General features: G+C 57.6%; 8 protein-coding genes and 1 pseudogene. 6 read left to right on the top strand and 3 right to left on the bottom strand.

The window, feature by feature from the left end; translation table 11 throughout:
• Positions 1–61: 61 nt before the first annotated feature.
• On the bottom strand, positions 62–703 hold the full coding sequence (udk, locus tag WFO64_RS06945) for a uridine kinase (protein WP_337010166.1): 642 nt from the start codon (positions 701–703) through the stop codon (positions 62–64).
• 288 nt (positions 704–991) lie between these two features.
• Here udk and WFO64_RS06940 point away from each other — a divergent pair, with 288 nt between their 5' ends.
• From WFO64_RS06940 to yegD, 3 genes and pseudogenes are all read left to right on the top strand, one after another.
• Positions 992–1,606, top strand: coding sequence for a phosphatase PAP2 family protein (locus tag WFO64_RS06940; RefSeq protein ID WP_337010164.1), 615 nt, complete (start codon positions 992–994; stop codon positions 1,604–1,606).
• Positions 1,607–1,769: 163 nt separating this feature from the next.
• Positions 1,770–5,104: pseudogene (locus WFO64_RS06935) on the top strand (diguanylate cyclase).
• Positions 5,105–5,179: 75 nt separating this feature from the next.
• A complete protein-coding gene (yegD, locus tag WFO64_RS06930) occupies positions 5,180–6,532 on the top strand; it encodes a molecular chaperone (protein ID WP_337010162.1) in 1,353 nt (450 codons plus the stop codon).
• Between the two features lie 237 nt (positions 6,533–6,769).
• On the opposite strand, the gene WFO64_RS06925 is transcribed toward yegD, so the two are convergent.
• Both WFO64_RS06925 and WFO64_RS06920 read right to left on the bottom strand, forming a co-directional pair.
• A complete protein-coding gene (locus WFO64_RS06925; RefSeq protein WP_337010160.1) occupies positions 6,770–8,110 on the bottom strand; it encodes a carbohydrate porin in 1,341 nt (446 codons plus the stop codon).
• A gap of 208 nt (positions 8,111–8,318) precedes the next feature.
• Positions 8,319–9,278 (bottom strand): aldo/keto reductase, encoded by a 960-nt coding sequence (locus WFO64_RS06920; RefSeq protein ID WP_337010158.1) that lies wholly within the window; start codon positions 9,276–9,278, stop codon positions 8,319–8,321.
• 240 nt (positions 9,279–9,518) lie between these two features.
• Here WFO64_RS06920 and WFO64_RS06915 point away from each other — a divergent pair, with 240 nt between their 5' ends.
• From WFO64_RS06915 to mdtC, 3 genes are read left to right on the top strand one after another with little or no spacing between them, the layout of a single operon-like run.
• A complete protein-coding gene (locus WFO64_RS06915) occupies positions 9,519–10,754 on the top strand; it encodes an MdtA/MuxA family multidrug efflux RND transporter periplasmic adaptor subunit (RefSeq protein WP_337010156.1) in 1,236 nt (411 codons plus the stop codon).
• Positions 10,754–13,876, top strand: a complete 3,123-nt coding sequence (locus WFO64_RS06910) for an MdtB/MuxB family multidrug efflux RND transporter permease subunit (protein WP_337010154.1) — start codon at positions 10,754–10,756, stop codon at positions 13,874–13,876. Before WFO64_RS06915 ends, WFO64_RS06910 begins: the two co-directional genes overlap by 1 nt.
• Positions 13,873–16,947 carry a multidrug efflux RND transporter permease subunit MdtC gene (gene mdtC / locus WFO64_RS06905; RefSeq protein WP_337010152.1) on the top strand — a complete coding sequence of 1,025 codons (3,075 nt, stop codon included), beginning with the start codon at positions 13,873–13,875 and terminating at the stop codon, positions 16,945–16,947. The genes WFO64_RS06910 and mdtC overlap by 4 nt, the downstream gene beginning before the upstream one ends.
• Positions 16,948–16,971: the final 24 nt, after the last annotated feature.

The raw sequence follows: 16,971 nt of genomic DNA, 5'->3' as shown, positions 1-16,971 counted from the left end.
AGTGTAGCAAACCGGCATGCGTGCCCGCCGCCGGTCTGCACCACGTCCTGACGAACGTGCGTTATTCAAAAAACTGGTTGATTTTCGCCTTGAGGATATCGATGGCGATACGGTTTTTTCCGCCGCGCGGCACAATGATATCGGCGTACTGTTTTGATGGCTCGATAAACTGCAGGAACATCGGACGCACGGTCTTCTGATACTGACTCATTACCGAATCCATTGAGCGGCCACGCTCATTGACGTCACGTTTCATACGGCGCATCAGACAGATGTCGAGCGGCGTGTCCACGAAGATTGAGAAGTTGAGTTCCTGGCGCAGACGGGCGTCAGTTAACAGCAGAATGCCTTCAAGGATAATGACCTTTTTTGCCTTCAGGTGTAGCGTTTGCTGGGTGCGGGTATGCTCAACATAGCTGTAGACCGGCAGCTCAATATCCTGACCCGCTTTCACCGCCTGAAGATGCTGCCACAGTAAATCATGATCCATCGCACTCGGATGGTCATAATTGGTTTTAACCCTCTCTTCCATGGTGAGGTGACTTTGATCTTTGTAATAAGCGTCTTCCGGGATAACCCCGATGTGCTCGTCACCTACCTGATCACGGATTTCACGATAGAGCGTGCTGGCAATTAAACTTTTACCGGATGCGGAAGCGCCGGCAATGCCCACAATCACGCACTGATGAGACTTGTCAGTCATACTTTATTAAGACCTGATAACTGGAGCCTGCCACTGGTCACACATTACGCGGGCAGCGGACGGGCCGAAATGGAGAGGGTGTGTTCGCGCTAAGTATAGGGATTTCGGCCTTTTGATGCCAGAGAAATGGCGTCGGCGACTTTTCAGACTTTCTCCTTTGGACGCCACTCATTTCACCGATAAACTGACTGTACACCCTACTATAAAAAAAATGGCCTGCGCGGCGCGCTGTTCCCACAACGCGTGTCGCTAACTAACGTGACGACCGAATGATGCATCAGGAGTGGTATGCACTGGAAGACTTTGACTTATTTTGGCGACAGCATGTTGTTGATTCCAACAGCGGTGATTATTGCGCTGATTTTGCCGTGGAAGAGTGATAACCGTCGTACGGTGTTTTACTGGATTGTGGCATTTAGTCTGGCTGGCCTGACCGTCAGCCTCTCTAAAATCCTGTTTCTGGGGTTTGGCATCGGCAGTGCCCGCTTTAATTTTACCGGTTTCAGTGGTCATAGCGCCATGTCCGCCACGCTATGGCCGGTGATGTTGTGGCTGATTTCCGGACGCTGGTCAGCGACGTGGCGCATTGTGGCTATTGGGATGGGTTACCTTATTCCCCTGATGGTGGGTTATTCCCGCCTGATGATCCACGCCCACTCTAAAAGTGAGGTGGCCACCGGTCTGCTACTGGGCTTCACATTGAGCACGGCGTTTCTGATCTCCCAGCGTCGCACCGCGCTCAAAGGCTTCAGCTGGCCGCAGGTGGGTGCGGCGCTGTTAGTGCCGTTTGTCTTAATGGGTCACGGTCGCGTCGCCACTACGCAGCAATTCCTGGAACGTTTCGCCGCCAGCCTGGCGGGCATGGAGAAGCCCTATACCCGGGCCGATCTTTTCCGCCAGTAATCAACGTGCCGGCAATCATTGCCACCGTGCCCGTCAATTCGCCGAATAGCGGGCACTCTTGATTTCGCCCCTTTTTTCTTTGCCGGATGTGCTAGCATGCAGGCAGAGAATGACTGGTGCCTGATTCGCCGTTGCGCAGCCCTGCACCCTGCCGGAAGTCCGCATGACGATTGAGATCCTGTCCCCGCAAAATAGTACGCTAAACCGCTGTCTCTCCGCACTGATTCTTGGCTGCGTGGTGTTTGTTCTGACACTATTCTGTCTTGAATTGATCGTCGTCAGCGGGAGAATCTCCCCACTCTGGTTTCCGACCACGTTAATGACCATCGTGATTTTTCGCTGTCCGTCACGACAACTACCGCTGTTACTGACAGCCTGCGTGCTGGGCACCGCTGGGGCTAACGCCCTCATCATCGGGCCCGCGCTCTCTAACATTAAATTCGCCCTGATCAATCTTATTCAGGCTGGTGTGGGTGGCATAGTGTTGCGCGCCTTGCTGGATCGGCGCGCGCCGCTGGATTCTCTGCATGACTGGGCGCGGATGGTTCTGTCAGTGGGCATAGTGACGCCGGTATTCGGTGGCCTGCTGGCGCACTGGACGCTGCAGATCAGCGGCCACGCCTCGTTTCCCTTCTTTTATACCTGGGTTATCTCCGAAATCATCGGCATGCTGGTGTTAGGACCGATGCTGTTACTGCTGCCCTGGCCGCTGCGTCGCGCGCAGTTCAGCGATTTACACCTGGCTGAATCCCTGCTGACGCTGCTGCTCACACTCGGGGCCAGTTATCTGGCGCTGCGCTTTTTGCCGTGGCCTTTTACCTTTATTGTGGTGATCCTGTTCTGGTGCGCGGTTCGCCTGCCCAAGCTGCAGGCATTTGTGCTGTTCTTCCTGAACGGCAGTTTTATCTCGATGCTTCTGGCCTTTAACCTCGTCAGCGTGGTTAACAACAACAGCGCGCACGGCCCGGTCTCCAGCTGGCTACCATTTCTGCTGGTGTTGATTCCCAGTCACATTATGTCGCTGGTGATGGATGCGTTCCGGCGCGAAAAGCTTCACATCACCGACAGCGAAACCCGTTTCCGTCATGCCATGGAATACTCAGCAATCGGTATGGCGCTGGTGGCACCGCACGGCAGCTGGCTACAGGTGAACCGCTCACTATGTCAGATCCTCGGCTATCCGGCCGATGAACTGAAACGGCTGACCTTTCAACAGATCACCCATCCCGACGATCTCTCACTCGATCTGCAGCATGTGAGCCAATTGCTGGAAGGTGATATCGATACTTACACCCTTGAAAAGCGCTATTTCCGCAAAGATGGCGAGATTGTCTGGGCGCGGCTGACCGTGTCGCTGGTGCGTGACAATAGCTATGCCCCGCTCTACTTAATTGCACAAATCATTGATATTTCTGCGCTGAAGCAGAGCGAGCAGGTGAATCGCCGGTTGATGGAGCGCATTACGCTGGCCAACGAAGCGGGTGGAATCGGCGTGTGGGAGTGGAACCTGCAGACCGGTGAGATGTTATGGGACAAGCGCATGTACGCCTTGTTCGGGCTTGCTCCTCATGAGTCGCCCAGCTATGACCTCTGGATCCATCTGCTGCATCCCGCCGATCGCGAATACGCCGCGCTAACGGTACAGCAGGCAATTGAGCTTCGCAGCGCTTTTCACATGGAGTATCGCGTGGTGGATGACCAGGGGCCGCGCTGGATACGTACTCAGGCTAACCGGCAGCTGAGCAAACAGGGGCGCATTGAGCGTATGCTGGGCATCTGCCAGGATATTACCCCGCTACGCAATCTTAATGAGGCGCTGTTTCAGGAGAAAGAGCGCATGGCGATCACCCTGGATTCCATCGGCGAAGCGGTAATCAGCACTGATAAAGAGATGCGCGTTGCTTTTATGAACCCGGTAGCGGAGACGATGAGTGGCTGGTCGCAGGGGCAAGCCACCGGTCAACCGCTGAGTGAGCTGCTGCACATCACGCAGGGTCGTAACGGACCCGAGATAGAGAATTCACTGCTATGCAAGCTGCCGCCGGAGAAAATCACGCCCGATCTCGCTGAAGATCTGGTGCTGCATACCCCGGATGGGGACCCTATTGATATTCACTACAGTATCACCCCGCTGCGCTCGGAAGCGGGCCAGGAACAGGGTGCGGTGATGGTTATTCAGGATGTGAGCGAATCACGCAAACTGATGAAGCGTCTGAGCTACAGCGCGTTGCATGACACCCTGACCCGTCTGCCTAACCGTGCCAGCTTCGAACTTCAGCTTAAACGTCTGCTATCTGATGCTGCTGAACATCAGCATCAACATGTGCTGATGTTTATCGACCTTGATAAGTTTAAAGCCGTCAATGACACTGCCGGGCATGCTGCCGGCGATGCGTTACTGCGCGAACTCTCCGACCTGATGCAGCGCCATTTACGCAGCAGCGATTTTCTGGCCCGACTGGGTGGGGATGAGTTTGCGCTACTGATACCCGATTGCGATGTCGAACAGGCGCATGACGTGGCGCAGCGTATTGTCGCCTCGGTAAACAATTACCCGTTCCAGTGGCTGGGACGTGTTTATCAGGTCGGCGCCAGCGCGGGTGTGACGCAGATTTCAGCAGAAAACTGTCAGAGCAGCGACGTGCTTTCACAGGCGGATATCGCCTGTTACAACGCTAAACGCAGCGGACGCGGACGGCTGGTCGTTTACGAACCACATCGCTTAACGCTGCCGGGCAATCATTAGGGTCTGAATGCAGCAAAGATTGATACGCTGCAGATAGCACTGCCCGCCAAAGCCGTTGCACCGCCAAAAACCCTCGGACGGCCTTTATCTGGCGACATGATATGCTGCTGTACACTGCTGACGGGCTGCGGGTGGATGAGACCCTGCCAGGCAATAATCTGCCTGATGAAACGCTGCGCCGCCGGCTGGATAACCCTCTTCTTGCGGTTTTTTTCCGCCAGGACGTGGAGAAGCTGAATAACCAAGGCTGTCAGGTGATCCTGCCGCTCAATGCCCAGGTACTGAGTGATGCCCCCGTTATGCAGCAACTCTGTCAGCGCTTTGTCACCGCAGGTCTCTCTGTCAGCCGCTGTGGTTTCGCTTTCCCTGCCGCCAGCGTAATGAGCAAGAGCGATCAGCGCTATCCCAGGCTGCTGCAACTGCGTCAGCGTGGCTGTCGCATTTTATTGCAGCTTTTTGGCCGTATTCTGGGCGCCTTCAATCTGCTGAATAACGAGAGGGTTGATTATCTGGTGCTGGCACCTGAACGGGTCGCCAATATGCAAACTAATCTGATGGATGAGATGCTGCTAACCCTCATTCGGGGCCAGCCAGCACAGCGCAATATCTCGGTGCTTACCGGTCCGGTTTCCGTGTCGGCCATGCCCAGTACGCTGGCTCGCCTTGATGTTAATGGCGTATGGGGCAGTGCCGTGGCCGAGCGGCAGCCATTGCGCTCACAGGCTGAAGATCGCATCTACGCGATCCGTTAATTCCCGCGCTGTCCGCTTGCCACCCTGCAGAAGCTGCGCTAAAGTCGCCCCCTTTTTTCCGGCATGGGGGCGAAAATGTTCATAGGATTCGATTACGGCACGGCTAACTGCTCCATTGCAGTCAGCGAAAATGGCACGCCACGTCTGTTAACGCTGGAAAATACTCAATGCCTGCTGCCGTCGATGATTTGTGCGCCAACCCGCGAGTCGATCAGCGAATGGCTCTATCGTCATCATCAGGTGGCGACACCGGATAGCGAAACCACGGCGCTGCTGCAACGCGCCCTGCGTTACAATCGCGAAGAAGATATCGACGTCCAGCCCAATAGCGTCCAGTTTGGCCTCACCGCGCTGCAGCATTATATGGTCGATCCCGAAGATGTCTGGTTCGTTAAATCCCCCAAATCATTCCTTGGTGCCACCGGCCTGAAGCCACAGCAGATTGCCCTGTTTGAAGATCTGGTCTGCGCCATGATGCTGCACATCCGCCAGCAGGGTGAAAGCCAGCTTGACCACACTATCGATCAGGCGGTCATCGGGCGACCGGTCAACTTCCAGGGGTTAGGCAGTGAAGCGTCTAACCAGCAGGCTGAAGGTATTCTGCTGCGCGCCGCTCACCGCGCCGGTTTCCGTGACGTGGAGTTTCAGTTTGAACCCGTGGCGGCCGGACTCGATTTCGAAGCGACGCTGAAGCAGGAAACGACGGTTCTGGTAGTGGATATCGGCGGCGGTACGACCGACTGCTCGATGCTGCTGATGGGGCCAAAATGGCGTGATAAGGCGGACCGCCGTGAAAGCCTGCTGGGTCACAGCGGTTGCCGCGTTGGCGGGAACGACCTGGATATTATGCTGACGTTTAAGACCCTGATGCCATTGCTGGGCCTGGGCGGTAACACCCTGAAAGGCACCGCGTTGCCTGCCCTGCCGTGGTGGAACGCCATCGCCATCAATGATGTTCCGGCGCAGAGTGACTTTTACAGTCCGGCCTGCGGTAAGTGGCTGCGGGATTTAGTGCGGGATGCTGAACAGGGTGACGTTGTGGCTCGCCTGCTGAAAGTGTGGCAGCAGAAGCTCAGTTACCGGCTGGTGCGCGCGGCGGAAGAGAGCAAGATAGCGCTGTCAGCCAGCCCGGCGCATACGGCCTCCCTGGACTTTATTGCCGCTGCATTACAGACAGAGATTGGGGTGGGTGACCTACAGGACGCCATCAGTCAGCCGCTGGAGAAAATTCTGGAACAGGTGCAGCTGGCATTGGCCACCAGCGAGATTAAGCCCGATGTGATTTACCTGACCGGCGGCAGTGCGCGTTCGCCGTTGCTGCGCGCGGCGCTGCAGCAGACGCTGCCGGATACGCCGATTGCGGGCGGCGATGATTTCGCCTCGGTCACCGCAGGACTGGCCCGCTGGGCGGAAGTGATGTTCCGCTAATTCTGCTTTACGCTGCGCTGCAATAAAAAAACGGCACCGGTGAGTGCCTTTTTTTTGCGGATAGTGCATAGGCTCAGGGCGCATACGCCTTCCGCAAAGACGCAAAAGACGCCATCCCTGGCATGCTCAACGCGGGCCATCCATAGCCCGCGATGCTTTGCTACAGGCGTATGCGCCCATCGCTTTACGTTTGGGAGCTGTCTGCCTGACAAATCTAAGTACCTTTTTAACTGTAAATCAGAAGGCTATATTGGCGCTGATACCGCCGATAAACGCATCTTTCACTTCACCCACTGCGCCCGGTGCCACCACATACTGCAGGTTAGGTCGCAGTGACATCCAGTTAGTTACTTTGGCGTTGTAGTAGACCTCATAGTTGTACTCTGAACCTTCCTGAATCGGCAGATAGGTTGGGCTGTCAAAACGGCTCTCACCACTAGCCTGATTCTGCTGACGCAGTGAACGGGTATAGTCACTGTTCACATGAATACGCGACGCGCCCACACCGATCTCATCCTGAGGACGGGCATCAAACGGTCCTGTCCAGGTAAAGGCGATAGACTGGTAGTTGTCGGTCTTTGAGGTTTTGTGATCGTTCATTACCGCCTGCACCCGCACGCCCAGGCCGCGATTTACCTCGCCATCCTGCGCGGTCAGCTGTTGCTGTAATAACAGATAGCCGCCATAGGCATGTGCCTGATCCTGATAGCCGCCGTTGCGCCAGCTACCATAGACATCGCCATCCACCGACGAATAGTAATAGCCGATGCGGTAATTACCCGGTAATTTCTCCGGCCCGAACGTCGGTTTCCAGCCCAGTTCGACCGGCACCAGATTTCCCTCTGAATGACGGGTATCCAGGCGGAAGCCATCGCCGCGATCGTAGTTGGCGCGGTTCTGGTTATAGAAGCCGACCTGGAAGAACACTTCAGGTGTGAGAGTGAACTTAACCCGACCCCCCCACTGCGATACCGGCCAGTTGAACCAGCGATCGCCGCGCCAGTTACCCGCCTGCCCGCTGCCCAGCGCCAGGTTCTGGAACAGATTGCCATCGAAGTTATCGAAGTCTTCCCCCACCGTCACCCGTCCGGCTTTCAGATCGACAACATCGTTAAATAATCCTTTGCGCAACCAGAACTGAGTCAGACGCCAGGTCTGGCCACGGCCGTAAACCTCTTGCACCGAGGAGAGCATACCGGTACGTTTATCCGCCACCTGCTCTGAGAGATTCTGTCCGTCACGATTGGTCACGGTCATCTGGAACTCAGCATCCTGCCAGTCCAGCAGCTTCTGCAAATCGAAATTGGTGCCGAACGTCCACTGATCGCTATAGCGCAGGGTGGTGTTGGTATCTGCCCCGCCGCCTAAATTCGCGGCGCTTTCCATGGTGTAATTAACGTCAAACTTAATGCCGTCCTCCTGCAACTGCGTTCGGTAACCGCCCCAGTCACCAAACATCCACTCGGAGTCAGGACTGAGCGCATCAGCGGCGAATGCCTGTGCGGAAAGCATGGACAGAATCAGGGTGCCGGTTGCCACACAGGCAGCGGAAAAGGCGGGGGCTTTTCTGGTTTTCATCGTGCTTATTCTTATGTAGGTTACGGAAAGTGACACGGAGGATAGTGCGGGCCAATCTTCATTTATTGTAAATACGTGCGCATAAATTCCCGAAACATCCGTTTATTAACGCATCTGTGATCGGGATCGCTGAATGGTTATTCTTCGGGGAGAATGCCCATTATTTAGCAGGGGAAGAGGGAAAAGGGGGCGCTAGCGCCCCCTCTGATTAGCGGCTTGCCTGGTCCAGCAGCGCGATCTGCGCCGGTGTCAGCGTCAGTTGCATTGCACCAGCCAGATCGTCGAGTTGTTTAAGCGAAGTGGCACTGACGATCGGTGCAGTGATGCCGGGACGGGCGATCTGCCAGGCCAGCGCCACCTGGGTCGGCGTCACCTGATGCGCTTCGCTGATAGCATCCAGCGCGTCAAGGATCCGCAAACCGCGCGGGTTAAGGTATTTCTCCACCACCCCCTGACCGCGCGCGCTTTTAACGGCATCTGCCGCATCACGGTATTTGCCACTGAGAAAACCGCTGGCAAGTGAGTAGTAATTGATAACACCCAAACCGTGCGCCCTGACCACCGGCTCCAGCTCCGTTTCATAGGGCCGGCGGTCATACAGATTGTATTCCGGTTGCAGGGTTTCATAACGCGCCAGCCCCTGTTTTTCACTGATCTGCAGCGCCTCCTGCAGCCGCGCCGCGCTGTAATTCGAGGCGCCAATCGCCCGCACTTTGCCCTCGCGGATCAGGCTATCAAAGGCGCTCAGAGTTTCCGCCAGCGGCGTATCCTGATCGTCGCGGTGCGCCTGGTAGAGATCAATGTAATCGGTCTGCAACCGGCGCAGTGAATCTTCGACGGCCTGACGGATATACTGCGGTTTCAGCCCGGTTTTCTCCGGCGACAGTTCCATGCCAACCTTGGTTGCCAGCACGATCTGGTCGCGTTTGCCGCTTTTTTTCAGCCATTCACCAATAATGGTTTCCGATTCCCCTCCTTTATTACCCGGTGCCCAGCGGGAATAGACGTCGGCGGTATCGATAAACCACAGGCCTCGATCCACCAGCGCATCCAGCAGAGAAAAGGAGGTGGTTTGATCCACCGTCCAGCCAAACACGTTGCCGCCAAACGTCAGTAACGGCACCGCGATACCACTGTCACCTAACTGTCGGGTTTGATTCTGACTCATTTATTGCTCCTTATTTGCCTGAAAAAACCGTCTCTTTTTCAGCATAGCAAAGTGATTTCACGGCTTTATGACGATTGTGCTGTGATTATTGTAAGAACAGGCATAATTACCCCGCCCTGACAGATATCCTTATTTCCTTCAACTTCTGCCCGTCAGAGGCGACTACACTCTGTCGTTTGCAGGCTACCCCTTTGATGCCTGCGTCTGGGACTACGTCACTGCTGGAGAGCATCAACAATCATGAACACCCGACATCCTGTTATGAAAAAAACCCTAATCGTGCTGGCCCTGATTGCCGTGGCCGCTGGCGGCTACTATGGCTGGCAACGCAACGCCCAGCCGCAGAGCAGTAGCCAGACGGATACGCCAGCCCCGCGCGGCAAAAGCGGCGGTGATGGCTCTCATCGTCCACTCGCGCCAGTACAGGCTGCGACCGCCTCCCGCCAGAGCGTGCCGCAATACCTCAGCGGACTGGGTACGGTAACTGCTGCTAACACGGCCACAGTGCGCAGCCGGGTCAATGGCGAGCTGCTGGCAATCCACTTTACCGAAGGCCAGCAGGTCAAAGCAGGCGAACGCCTGGCAGAAGTCGACCCGCGCCCTTATCAGGTGGCGTTAACTCAGGCTCAGGGCCAGCTGGCGAAAGATCAGGCGACGCTGGCTAATGCCCGTCGTGATCTGGCGCGCTTTGAGAAACTGGCAAAAACCTCGCTGGTCTCGCAACAGGAGCTGGACACTCAGCGCTCACTGGTGAGTGAAACGCTCGGCACCCTGAAAGCGGATGAGGGCAGCGTCGCCAGTGCGCAGCTCAATCTCACCTACAGTCGGATCACCGCGCCGATTGCCGGACGGGTCGGGCTGAAACAGGTGGATGTCGGCAACTACGTCACCAGTGGTGATACCACCGGCATCGTGGTGATCACCCAGACGCACCCGATTGATGTGGTCTTTACTCTGGCAGAGAACAGCATCAGTTCCATTCTTAAGGCGCAGAAAAGCGGCGAGCCGCTGCTGGTGGAAGCCTGGGATCGCGCTAATCAGAACCTGATCGCCAGCGGTAAACTGCTTAGCCTCGATAATCAGATTGATGTCACCACCGGCACCATCAAAATCAAAGCGCGTTTTGATAATCAGGACGACACGCTATTCCCCAATCAGTTCGTGAATGTGCGGCTAAAGGTCAACACCCTACAGGATGCGATTGTGATCCCGCCTGCCGCGTTGCAAATGGGCAACGAAGGCCACTTTGTCTGGGTGGTCAACAGTGACAACAAGGTTAGCAAGAAAAGCGTCATTGCCGGCTTGCAGGATAGTGAGAAAGTGGTGGTCAGCGCCGGTCTGGAGGCAGGTGAACGCGTGGTGACCGACGGGCTGGATCGCCTGACCGAAGGCGCGAAAGTTGAGGTGGTCGCGCCGCAGAGCAACGCACCGCGCGCCACCCGCGCGACCCTGCCGTCAAAAGGAGAGCGTGAGTAATGCAGGTCATGCCTCCTGATCACAGTGGCGGGCCGTCACGCCAGTTTATTCTGCGCCCGGTCGCCACCACGCTGTTGATGATTGCGATTTTGCTGGCCGGGATACTGGGCTACCGCTTCCTGCCGGTCTCGGCGCTGCCGGAAGTCGACTATCCGACCATCCAGGTCGTCACACTCTATCCGGGTGCCAGCCCGGATGTGGTCACCTCCTCCATCACCGCGCCGCTTGAGCGCCAGTTTGGTCAGATGTCTGGCCTGAAACAGATGGCGTCGCAAAGCGCCGGCGGTGCCTCGGTGGTGACGCTGCAGTTCCAGCTGACGCTGCCGCTGGATGTGGCCGAGCAGGAGGTGCAGGCGGCCATAAACTCAGCGACCAACCTGCTGCCCAACGACCTGCCTAATCCGCCGGTTTACAGCAAAGTGAATCCTGCCGATCCGCCGATCATGACGCTGGCCGTCACCACGCGCAGCATGCCACTGACGCAGGTGCAGGACATGGTGGAAACGCGCGTCGCACAGAAAATCTCTCAGGTCAGCGGCGTCGGGCTGGTGACGCTTTCGGGCGGCCAGCGTCCGGCGGTGCGGGTAAAAATGAATGCGCAGGCGCTGGCGGCGCTGGGTCTGACCAGCGAAACGGTGCGCACTGCCATCAGCAATGCCAACGTCAATTCTGCCAAAGGCAGCCTGGATGGCCCGACCCGCTCCGTCACCCTGTCAGCCAATGACCAGATGAAATCGGCGGAAGATTATCGCCAGCTGATTATCAGCTACAAAAACGGCGCACCGGTGCGTCTTGGTGACGTGGCGACCATCGAACAGGGTGCAGAAAACAGCTGGCTTGGTGCCTGGGCCAACCGTGATGCGGCGATTGTGCTCAACGTTCAGCGTCAGCCTGGTGCCAATATCATCGCCACAGCAGATAATATCCGTGCCATGTTACCCGCTCTGACCGCCGCCCTGCCGAAGTCGGTAGAGGTTAAACTGCTCACCGACCGCACCACCAATATTCGCGCTTCGGTCAACGACACGCAGTATGAGCTAATGCTGGCGATGGCGCTGGTGGTGATGATTATCTATCTGTTTCTGCGCAACGTGCCCGCCACGCTGATCCCGGCGGTGGCGGTGCCACTGTCGCTGATTGGCACCTTCGCGGCGATGTATTTCCTCGGCTTTTCAATCAACAACCTGACACTAATGGCGCTGACCATCGCCACCGGCTTTGTGGTTGATGATGCCATCGTGGTGATTGAGAACATCTCACGCTATATCGAGAAAGGGGAAAAGCCGCTGACCGCCGCGCTGAAAGGTGCCGGAGAGATCGGCTTTACCATCATCTCCCTCACCTTCTCGCTGATTGCGGTCCTGATCCCACTGCTGTTTATGGGCGACGTGATCGGCCGTCTGTTCCGCGAATTTGCCGTGACGCTGGCGGTGGCGATTCTGATTTCAGCGGTAGTGTCACTGACCCTGACGCCGATGATGTGCGCCAGGATGCTGAGCGCAGAGTCGCTGCGAAAACAGAACCGCTTTTCGCGGGCCAGCGAAGCGATGTTTGATCGTATCGTGGCCGCCTATGGCCGCGGCCTGAGCCGGGTGCTGAATCACCCCTGGCTGACACTGTCGGTGGCGCTGGGCACCCTGGTGCTGACGCTGCTGCTGTGGGTGATGATCCCGAAAGGCTTTTTCCCGCAGCAGGATAACAGCATTATTCAGGGCACGCTGCAGGCCCCGCAGTCGGTCTCCTACGCCAGCATGGCGCAGCGCACCCGCGACGTCGCCTCTATCATCATGAAAGATCCGGCAGTTCAGAGCATGACCTCGTTTGTCGGCGTAGATGGCACCAATGCCGCGCTGAACAGCGCGCGGCTGCAGATCAACCTGAAACCACTGGATCAGCGCGACGACCGGATTCCTGCTATTCAGCAGCGCCTGCAACAGCAGGTCAGTGAGGTGCCGGGTGTACAGCTTTGGCTGCAGGCGGTGCAGGATCTCACTATCGATACCCAGGCGAGCCGCACGCCGTACCAGTTCACGCTGCAATCGGGATCACTGTCATCGCTCAGCACCTGGGTTCCGGCCCTGCTGACCCGGCTCAGCACCCTGCCCCAGTTGCGTGATGTCAGCAGTGACTGGCAGGATCAGGGGCTGGAAGCCTATGTCAACGTGGACCGCGACAGCGCCAGCCGCCTTGGCATCAGCATGGCGGATGTCGATAACGCGCTGTATAACGCCTACGGTCAGCGGCTGATCTCCACCATCTATACCCAGGCGAATCAGTATCGTGTGGTGCTGGAGCAGGATAATCACGCCACGCCGGGGCTGGCGAGCCTGGAGGCAATTCGCCTGAACAGCAGCGATGGCGGCAGCGTACCGTTAAACGCCATTGCCCGCATCGAACAGCGCCACACGCCGCTGAGCATTAACCATCTTGACCAGTTCCCGTCGGCGACCTTCTCGTTTAACGTGGCTGACGGCTATTCGCTGGAAGAGGCGGTGAAAGCGGTGTCGCAGGCGGAAGCACAGCTTGGCATGCCCGCCGAGCTGATGACCCAGTTCCAGGGCAGCACGCTGGCGTTTGAGGCGGCGCTGAGCAGCACCGTCTGGCTGATTGTGGCGGCCATCGTGGCGATGTATATCGTGCTGGGCGTGCTCTATGAGAGCGTTATTCACCCGATCACCATTCTGTCAACGCTGCCCACGGCGGGTGTCGGGGCGCTGCTGGCACTGATGCTTAGCGGCAATGAGCTGGATATCGTGGCGATTATCGGCATCATCCTGCTGATCGGCATCGTGAAAAAGAACGCCATCATGATGATCGACTTTGCGCTGGCGGCCGAGCGTGAACAGGGCATGCAGCCTGTGGATGCCATCTATCAGGCCTGCCTGCTGCGCTTCCGTCCGATTCTCATGACTACGCTGGCGGCCCTGCTTGGCGCGCTGCCACTGATGCTCAGCACCGGCGTCGGTGCCGAACTGCGTCATCCGCTGGGGGTTGCCATGGTCGGCGGCCTGATTCTGAGCCAGGTGCTGACGCTGTTTACCACGCCGGTGATCTACCTGCTGTTTGATCGGCTGGCGCACGCCACCCGCCGTCGCTTTGGCCGCACGGAGGTCGAAGAGTGAAATTCTTTGCCCTGTTTATTAACCGACCCGTTGCCACCGCCCTGCTGACGCTGGCCATCGCACTGGCCGGAATGCTGGGGTTCCGCCTGCTGCCGGTGGCACCGCTGCCGCAGGTCGATTTCCCGGTGATCGTCATCTCGGCTTCTCTGCCGGGTGCCGCGCCGGAGATTATGGCGTCGTCGGTGGCAACACCGCTGGAGCGCTCACTGGGACGCATCGCGGGCGTCAGTGAAATGACCTCAACCAGTTCGCTGGGCAGCACCCGCATCATTCTGGTATTTGATTTTGATCGCGACATTAACGGGGCCGCGCGCGATGTACAGGCCGCAATTAACGCAGCGCAAAGCCTGCTGCCTACCGGGATGCCGTCGCGTCCGACCTATCGCAAAGTGAACCCTTCAGATGCGCCGATTATGATCATGACGCTGACCTCGGATACCTACAATCCGGGTCAGCTTTATGATTACGCATCGACCCAGCTGGCGCAGAAGCTGTCACAGATTGAAGGCGTGGGCGACGTGACCGTAGGGGGCAGCTCGCTGCCTGCGGTGCGCGTAGCGCTGAATCCACAAGCACTGTTCAACCAGGGCGTGTCGCTGGATGCGGTACGCACCGCCATTTCCAACGCCAATCAGCGACGCCCGCAGGGCGCACTGGATGACGCGCAACAGCGCTGGCAGTTGCGTACCAATGATGCGCTGCAGAGTGCCAGTGAATATCAGCCGCTGGTGGTGCATTACAACAACGGCGCGGCGGTCAGGCTGGCGGACGTGGCGACGGTGGAGGACTCGGTGCAGGACATGCGCAACGCCGGGATGTCGCGCGGTAAACCCGCGGTGCTGCTGCTGATCCGCAAAACGCCTGAAGCCAATGTCATTGACACGGTGGACCGGATTCGTGCAGAGATGCCGCTGCTGCATGAAGTGATCCCCGCCGCCATCGATCTGCAGATAGCCCAGGATCGTTCACCCACCATTCGCGCTTCGCTGCATGAAGTAGAGCAGTCACTGGTCATCGCCGTGGCGCTGGTGATTCTGGTGGTGTTCGTTTTCCTGCGCTCGGGACGGGCCACCTTCATCCCCGCCGTCGCCGTGCCGGTTTCGCTGATCGGCACCTTTGCCGCGATGTATCTGTGCGGTTTCAGCCTCAACAACCTGTCACTGATGGCGCTGACCATCGCCACCGGCTTTGTGGTGGATGATGCAATTGTGGTGCTGGAGAACATTGCCCGCCACGTAGAAGCGGGCATGAAACCGCTGGCTGCCGCGCTGAAAGGGGTACGTGAAGTCGGCTTTACAGTGCTGTCGATGAGCCTGTCGCTGATTGCGGTGTTCCTGCCACTGCTGATGATCGGCGGGCTGATTGGCCGCTTCTTCTCTGAATTTGCCATTACGCTGTCGGTGGCTATTGTTATCTCGCTGTTTATCTCGGTCACCCTGACGCCGGTGATGTGCGCGTATCTGCTGAAGCCGCAGCCATCGCGCAGCCAGCCGCGTCAGCGTGGCGCGGGTCGCCTGCTGATGGCGATCCAGCAGGGCTATGGTCGTTCACTGAACGTGGTACTGAACCATGCTCGCTGGGTGATGCTGCTGTTTTTCGCCACCATCGCGCTGACCGGCTGGCTGTTTGTGCATATCCCGAAAACCTTTATGCCGGAACAGGATACCGGGCGACTCTCCGGCTTTATCTCTGCCGACCAGAGCATTTCGTTTCAGGCGATGCGCAGTAAGCTGCAGGATTTCATGGTGATTGTCGGGGCCGATCCGGCGGTAGAGAGCGTGGTGGGCTTTACCGGCGGAATGCGTACCAATAGCGGCTCCATGTTTATCTCCCTAAAGCCGCTGTCAGAGCGCAAAGAGAGCGCAGTGGAGATTATCGCCCGGCTGCGCACCAGGCTGGCGAAAGAGCCAGGGGCCAGTCTCTATCTCAATGCGGTGCAGGATTTGCGTGTCGGCGGTCGGGAATCGAATGCCGGTTATCAATATTCGCTGCTGTCGGACGACCTCAACGACCTGCGTGAGTGGGAGCCAAAAATTCGTCAGGCGTTCTCTGCCCTGCCGCAACTGGCGGATGTGAACTCCGATCAGCAGGATAAAGGCAGCGAGATGGCACTGACCTACGACCGGGAAAGCATGGCGCGGCTCGGTATCGACGTCTCTCAGGCCAATGCCCTGCTGAATAACGCTTTTGGTCAGCGTCAGATTTCCACCATCTACCAGCCGCTTAACCAGTACAAAGTGGTGATGGAGGTTGATCCGCGCTACACCCAGGATATCAGCGCCCTGTCGCAGATGTTTGTGATAAACAGCGAAGGTAAAGCGATTCCGCTGTCATGGTTCGCCCACTGGCAGCCGGCTAATGCGCCGCTGTCGGTGAACCATGAAGGGCTGTCGGCTGCCTCAACTATTTCCTTTAACCTGCCGGAAGGGGTATCGCTGTCGCAGGCGTCGGACGCGATTGAACGCACCATGACAGCGATTGGCGTGCCGTCCAGCGTGCGTGGCAGCTTTGCTGGTACGGCGCAGGTGTTTCAGCAGTCGCAGAGCAGTCAGCTCTGGCTGATGCTGGCAGCGATTGCGGCGGTCTATATCGTGCTGGGGATCCTCTATGAAAGCTATGTCCATCCGCTGACGATTCTCTCTACCCTGCCCTCGGCGGGTGTCGGGGCACTGCTGGCGCTGGAATTGTTCGATACGCCCTTCAGCCTGATTGCGCTAATCGGTATTCTGCTGCTGATCGGAATCGTGAAAAAGAACGCCATCATGATGGTCGATTTTGCGCTGGATGCAGAGCGCAACGGCCAGCTCAGCGCCCGGGAGGCGATCTTCCAGGCGTGCCTGTTGCGTTTCCGGCCCATTATGATGACGACGCTGGCGGCGCTGTTTGGCGCGCTGCCGCTGGTACTGACCCGTGGCGACGGCGCCGAGCTGCGTCAGCCGCTGGGGATTACCATCGCAGGCGGACTGGTCATGAGCCAGCTGCTGACGCTCTATACCACGCCGGTGGTCTATTTAATGATGGACAAGCTGCGGCGCAAAAAACGTCCACTGGCCGCCGCGCAGCAGCCGTAATGGGTATGGCGGCGGCAGGCACCC

Origin of the sequence: Pantoea sp. AS142, from assembly GCF_037152305.1 — a bacterium.
Classification (GTDB): domain Bacteria; phylum Pseudomonadota; class Gammaproteobacteria; order Enterobacterales; family Enterobacteriaceae; genus Pantoea.
The sequence above is the reverse complement of the archived record's forward strand: the minus strand, read 5'-3'. Positions and strand labels throughout refer to the sequence as shown.

Bases quoted from the DNA above. Each gene is read 5' to 3' on its own strand.
- WFO64_RS06915 (WP_337010156.1), top strand. From the start codon at position 9,519: ATGAACACCCGACATCCTGTTATGAAAAAAACCCTAATCGTGCTGGCC.
- WFO64_RS06920 (WP_337010158.1), bottom strand. From the start codon at position 9,278: ATGAGTCAGAATCAAACCCGACAGTTAGGTGACAGTGGTATCGCGGTG.
- udk (WP_337010166.1), bottom strand. From the start codon at position 703: ATGACTGACAAGTCTCATCAGTGCGTGATTGTGGGCATTGCCGGCGCT.
- yegD (WP_337010162.1), top strand. From the start codon at position 5,180: ATGTTCATAGGATTCGATTACGGCACGGCTAACTGCTCCATTGCAGTC.
- WFO64_RS06925 (WP_337010160.1), bottom strand. From the start codon at position 8,110: ATGAAAACCAGAAAAGCCCCCGCCTTTTCCGCTGCCTGTGTGGCAACC.
- WFO64_RS06910 (WP_337010154.1), top strand. From the start codon at position 10,754: ATGCAGGTCATGCCTCCTGATCACAGTGGCGGGCCGTCACGCCAGTTT.
- WFO64_RS06940 (WP_337010164.1), top strand. From the start codon at position 992: ATGCACTGGAAGACTTTGACTTATTTTGGCGACAGCATGTTGTTGATT.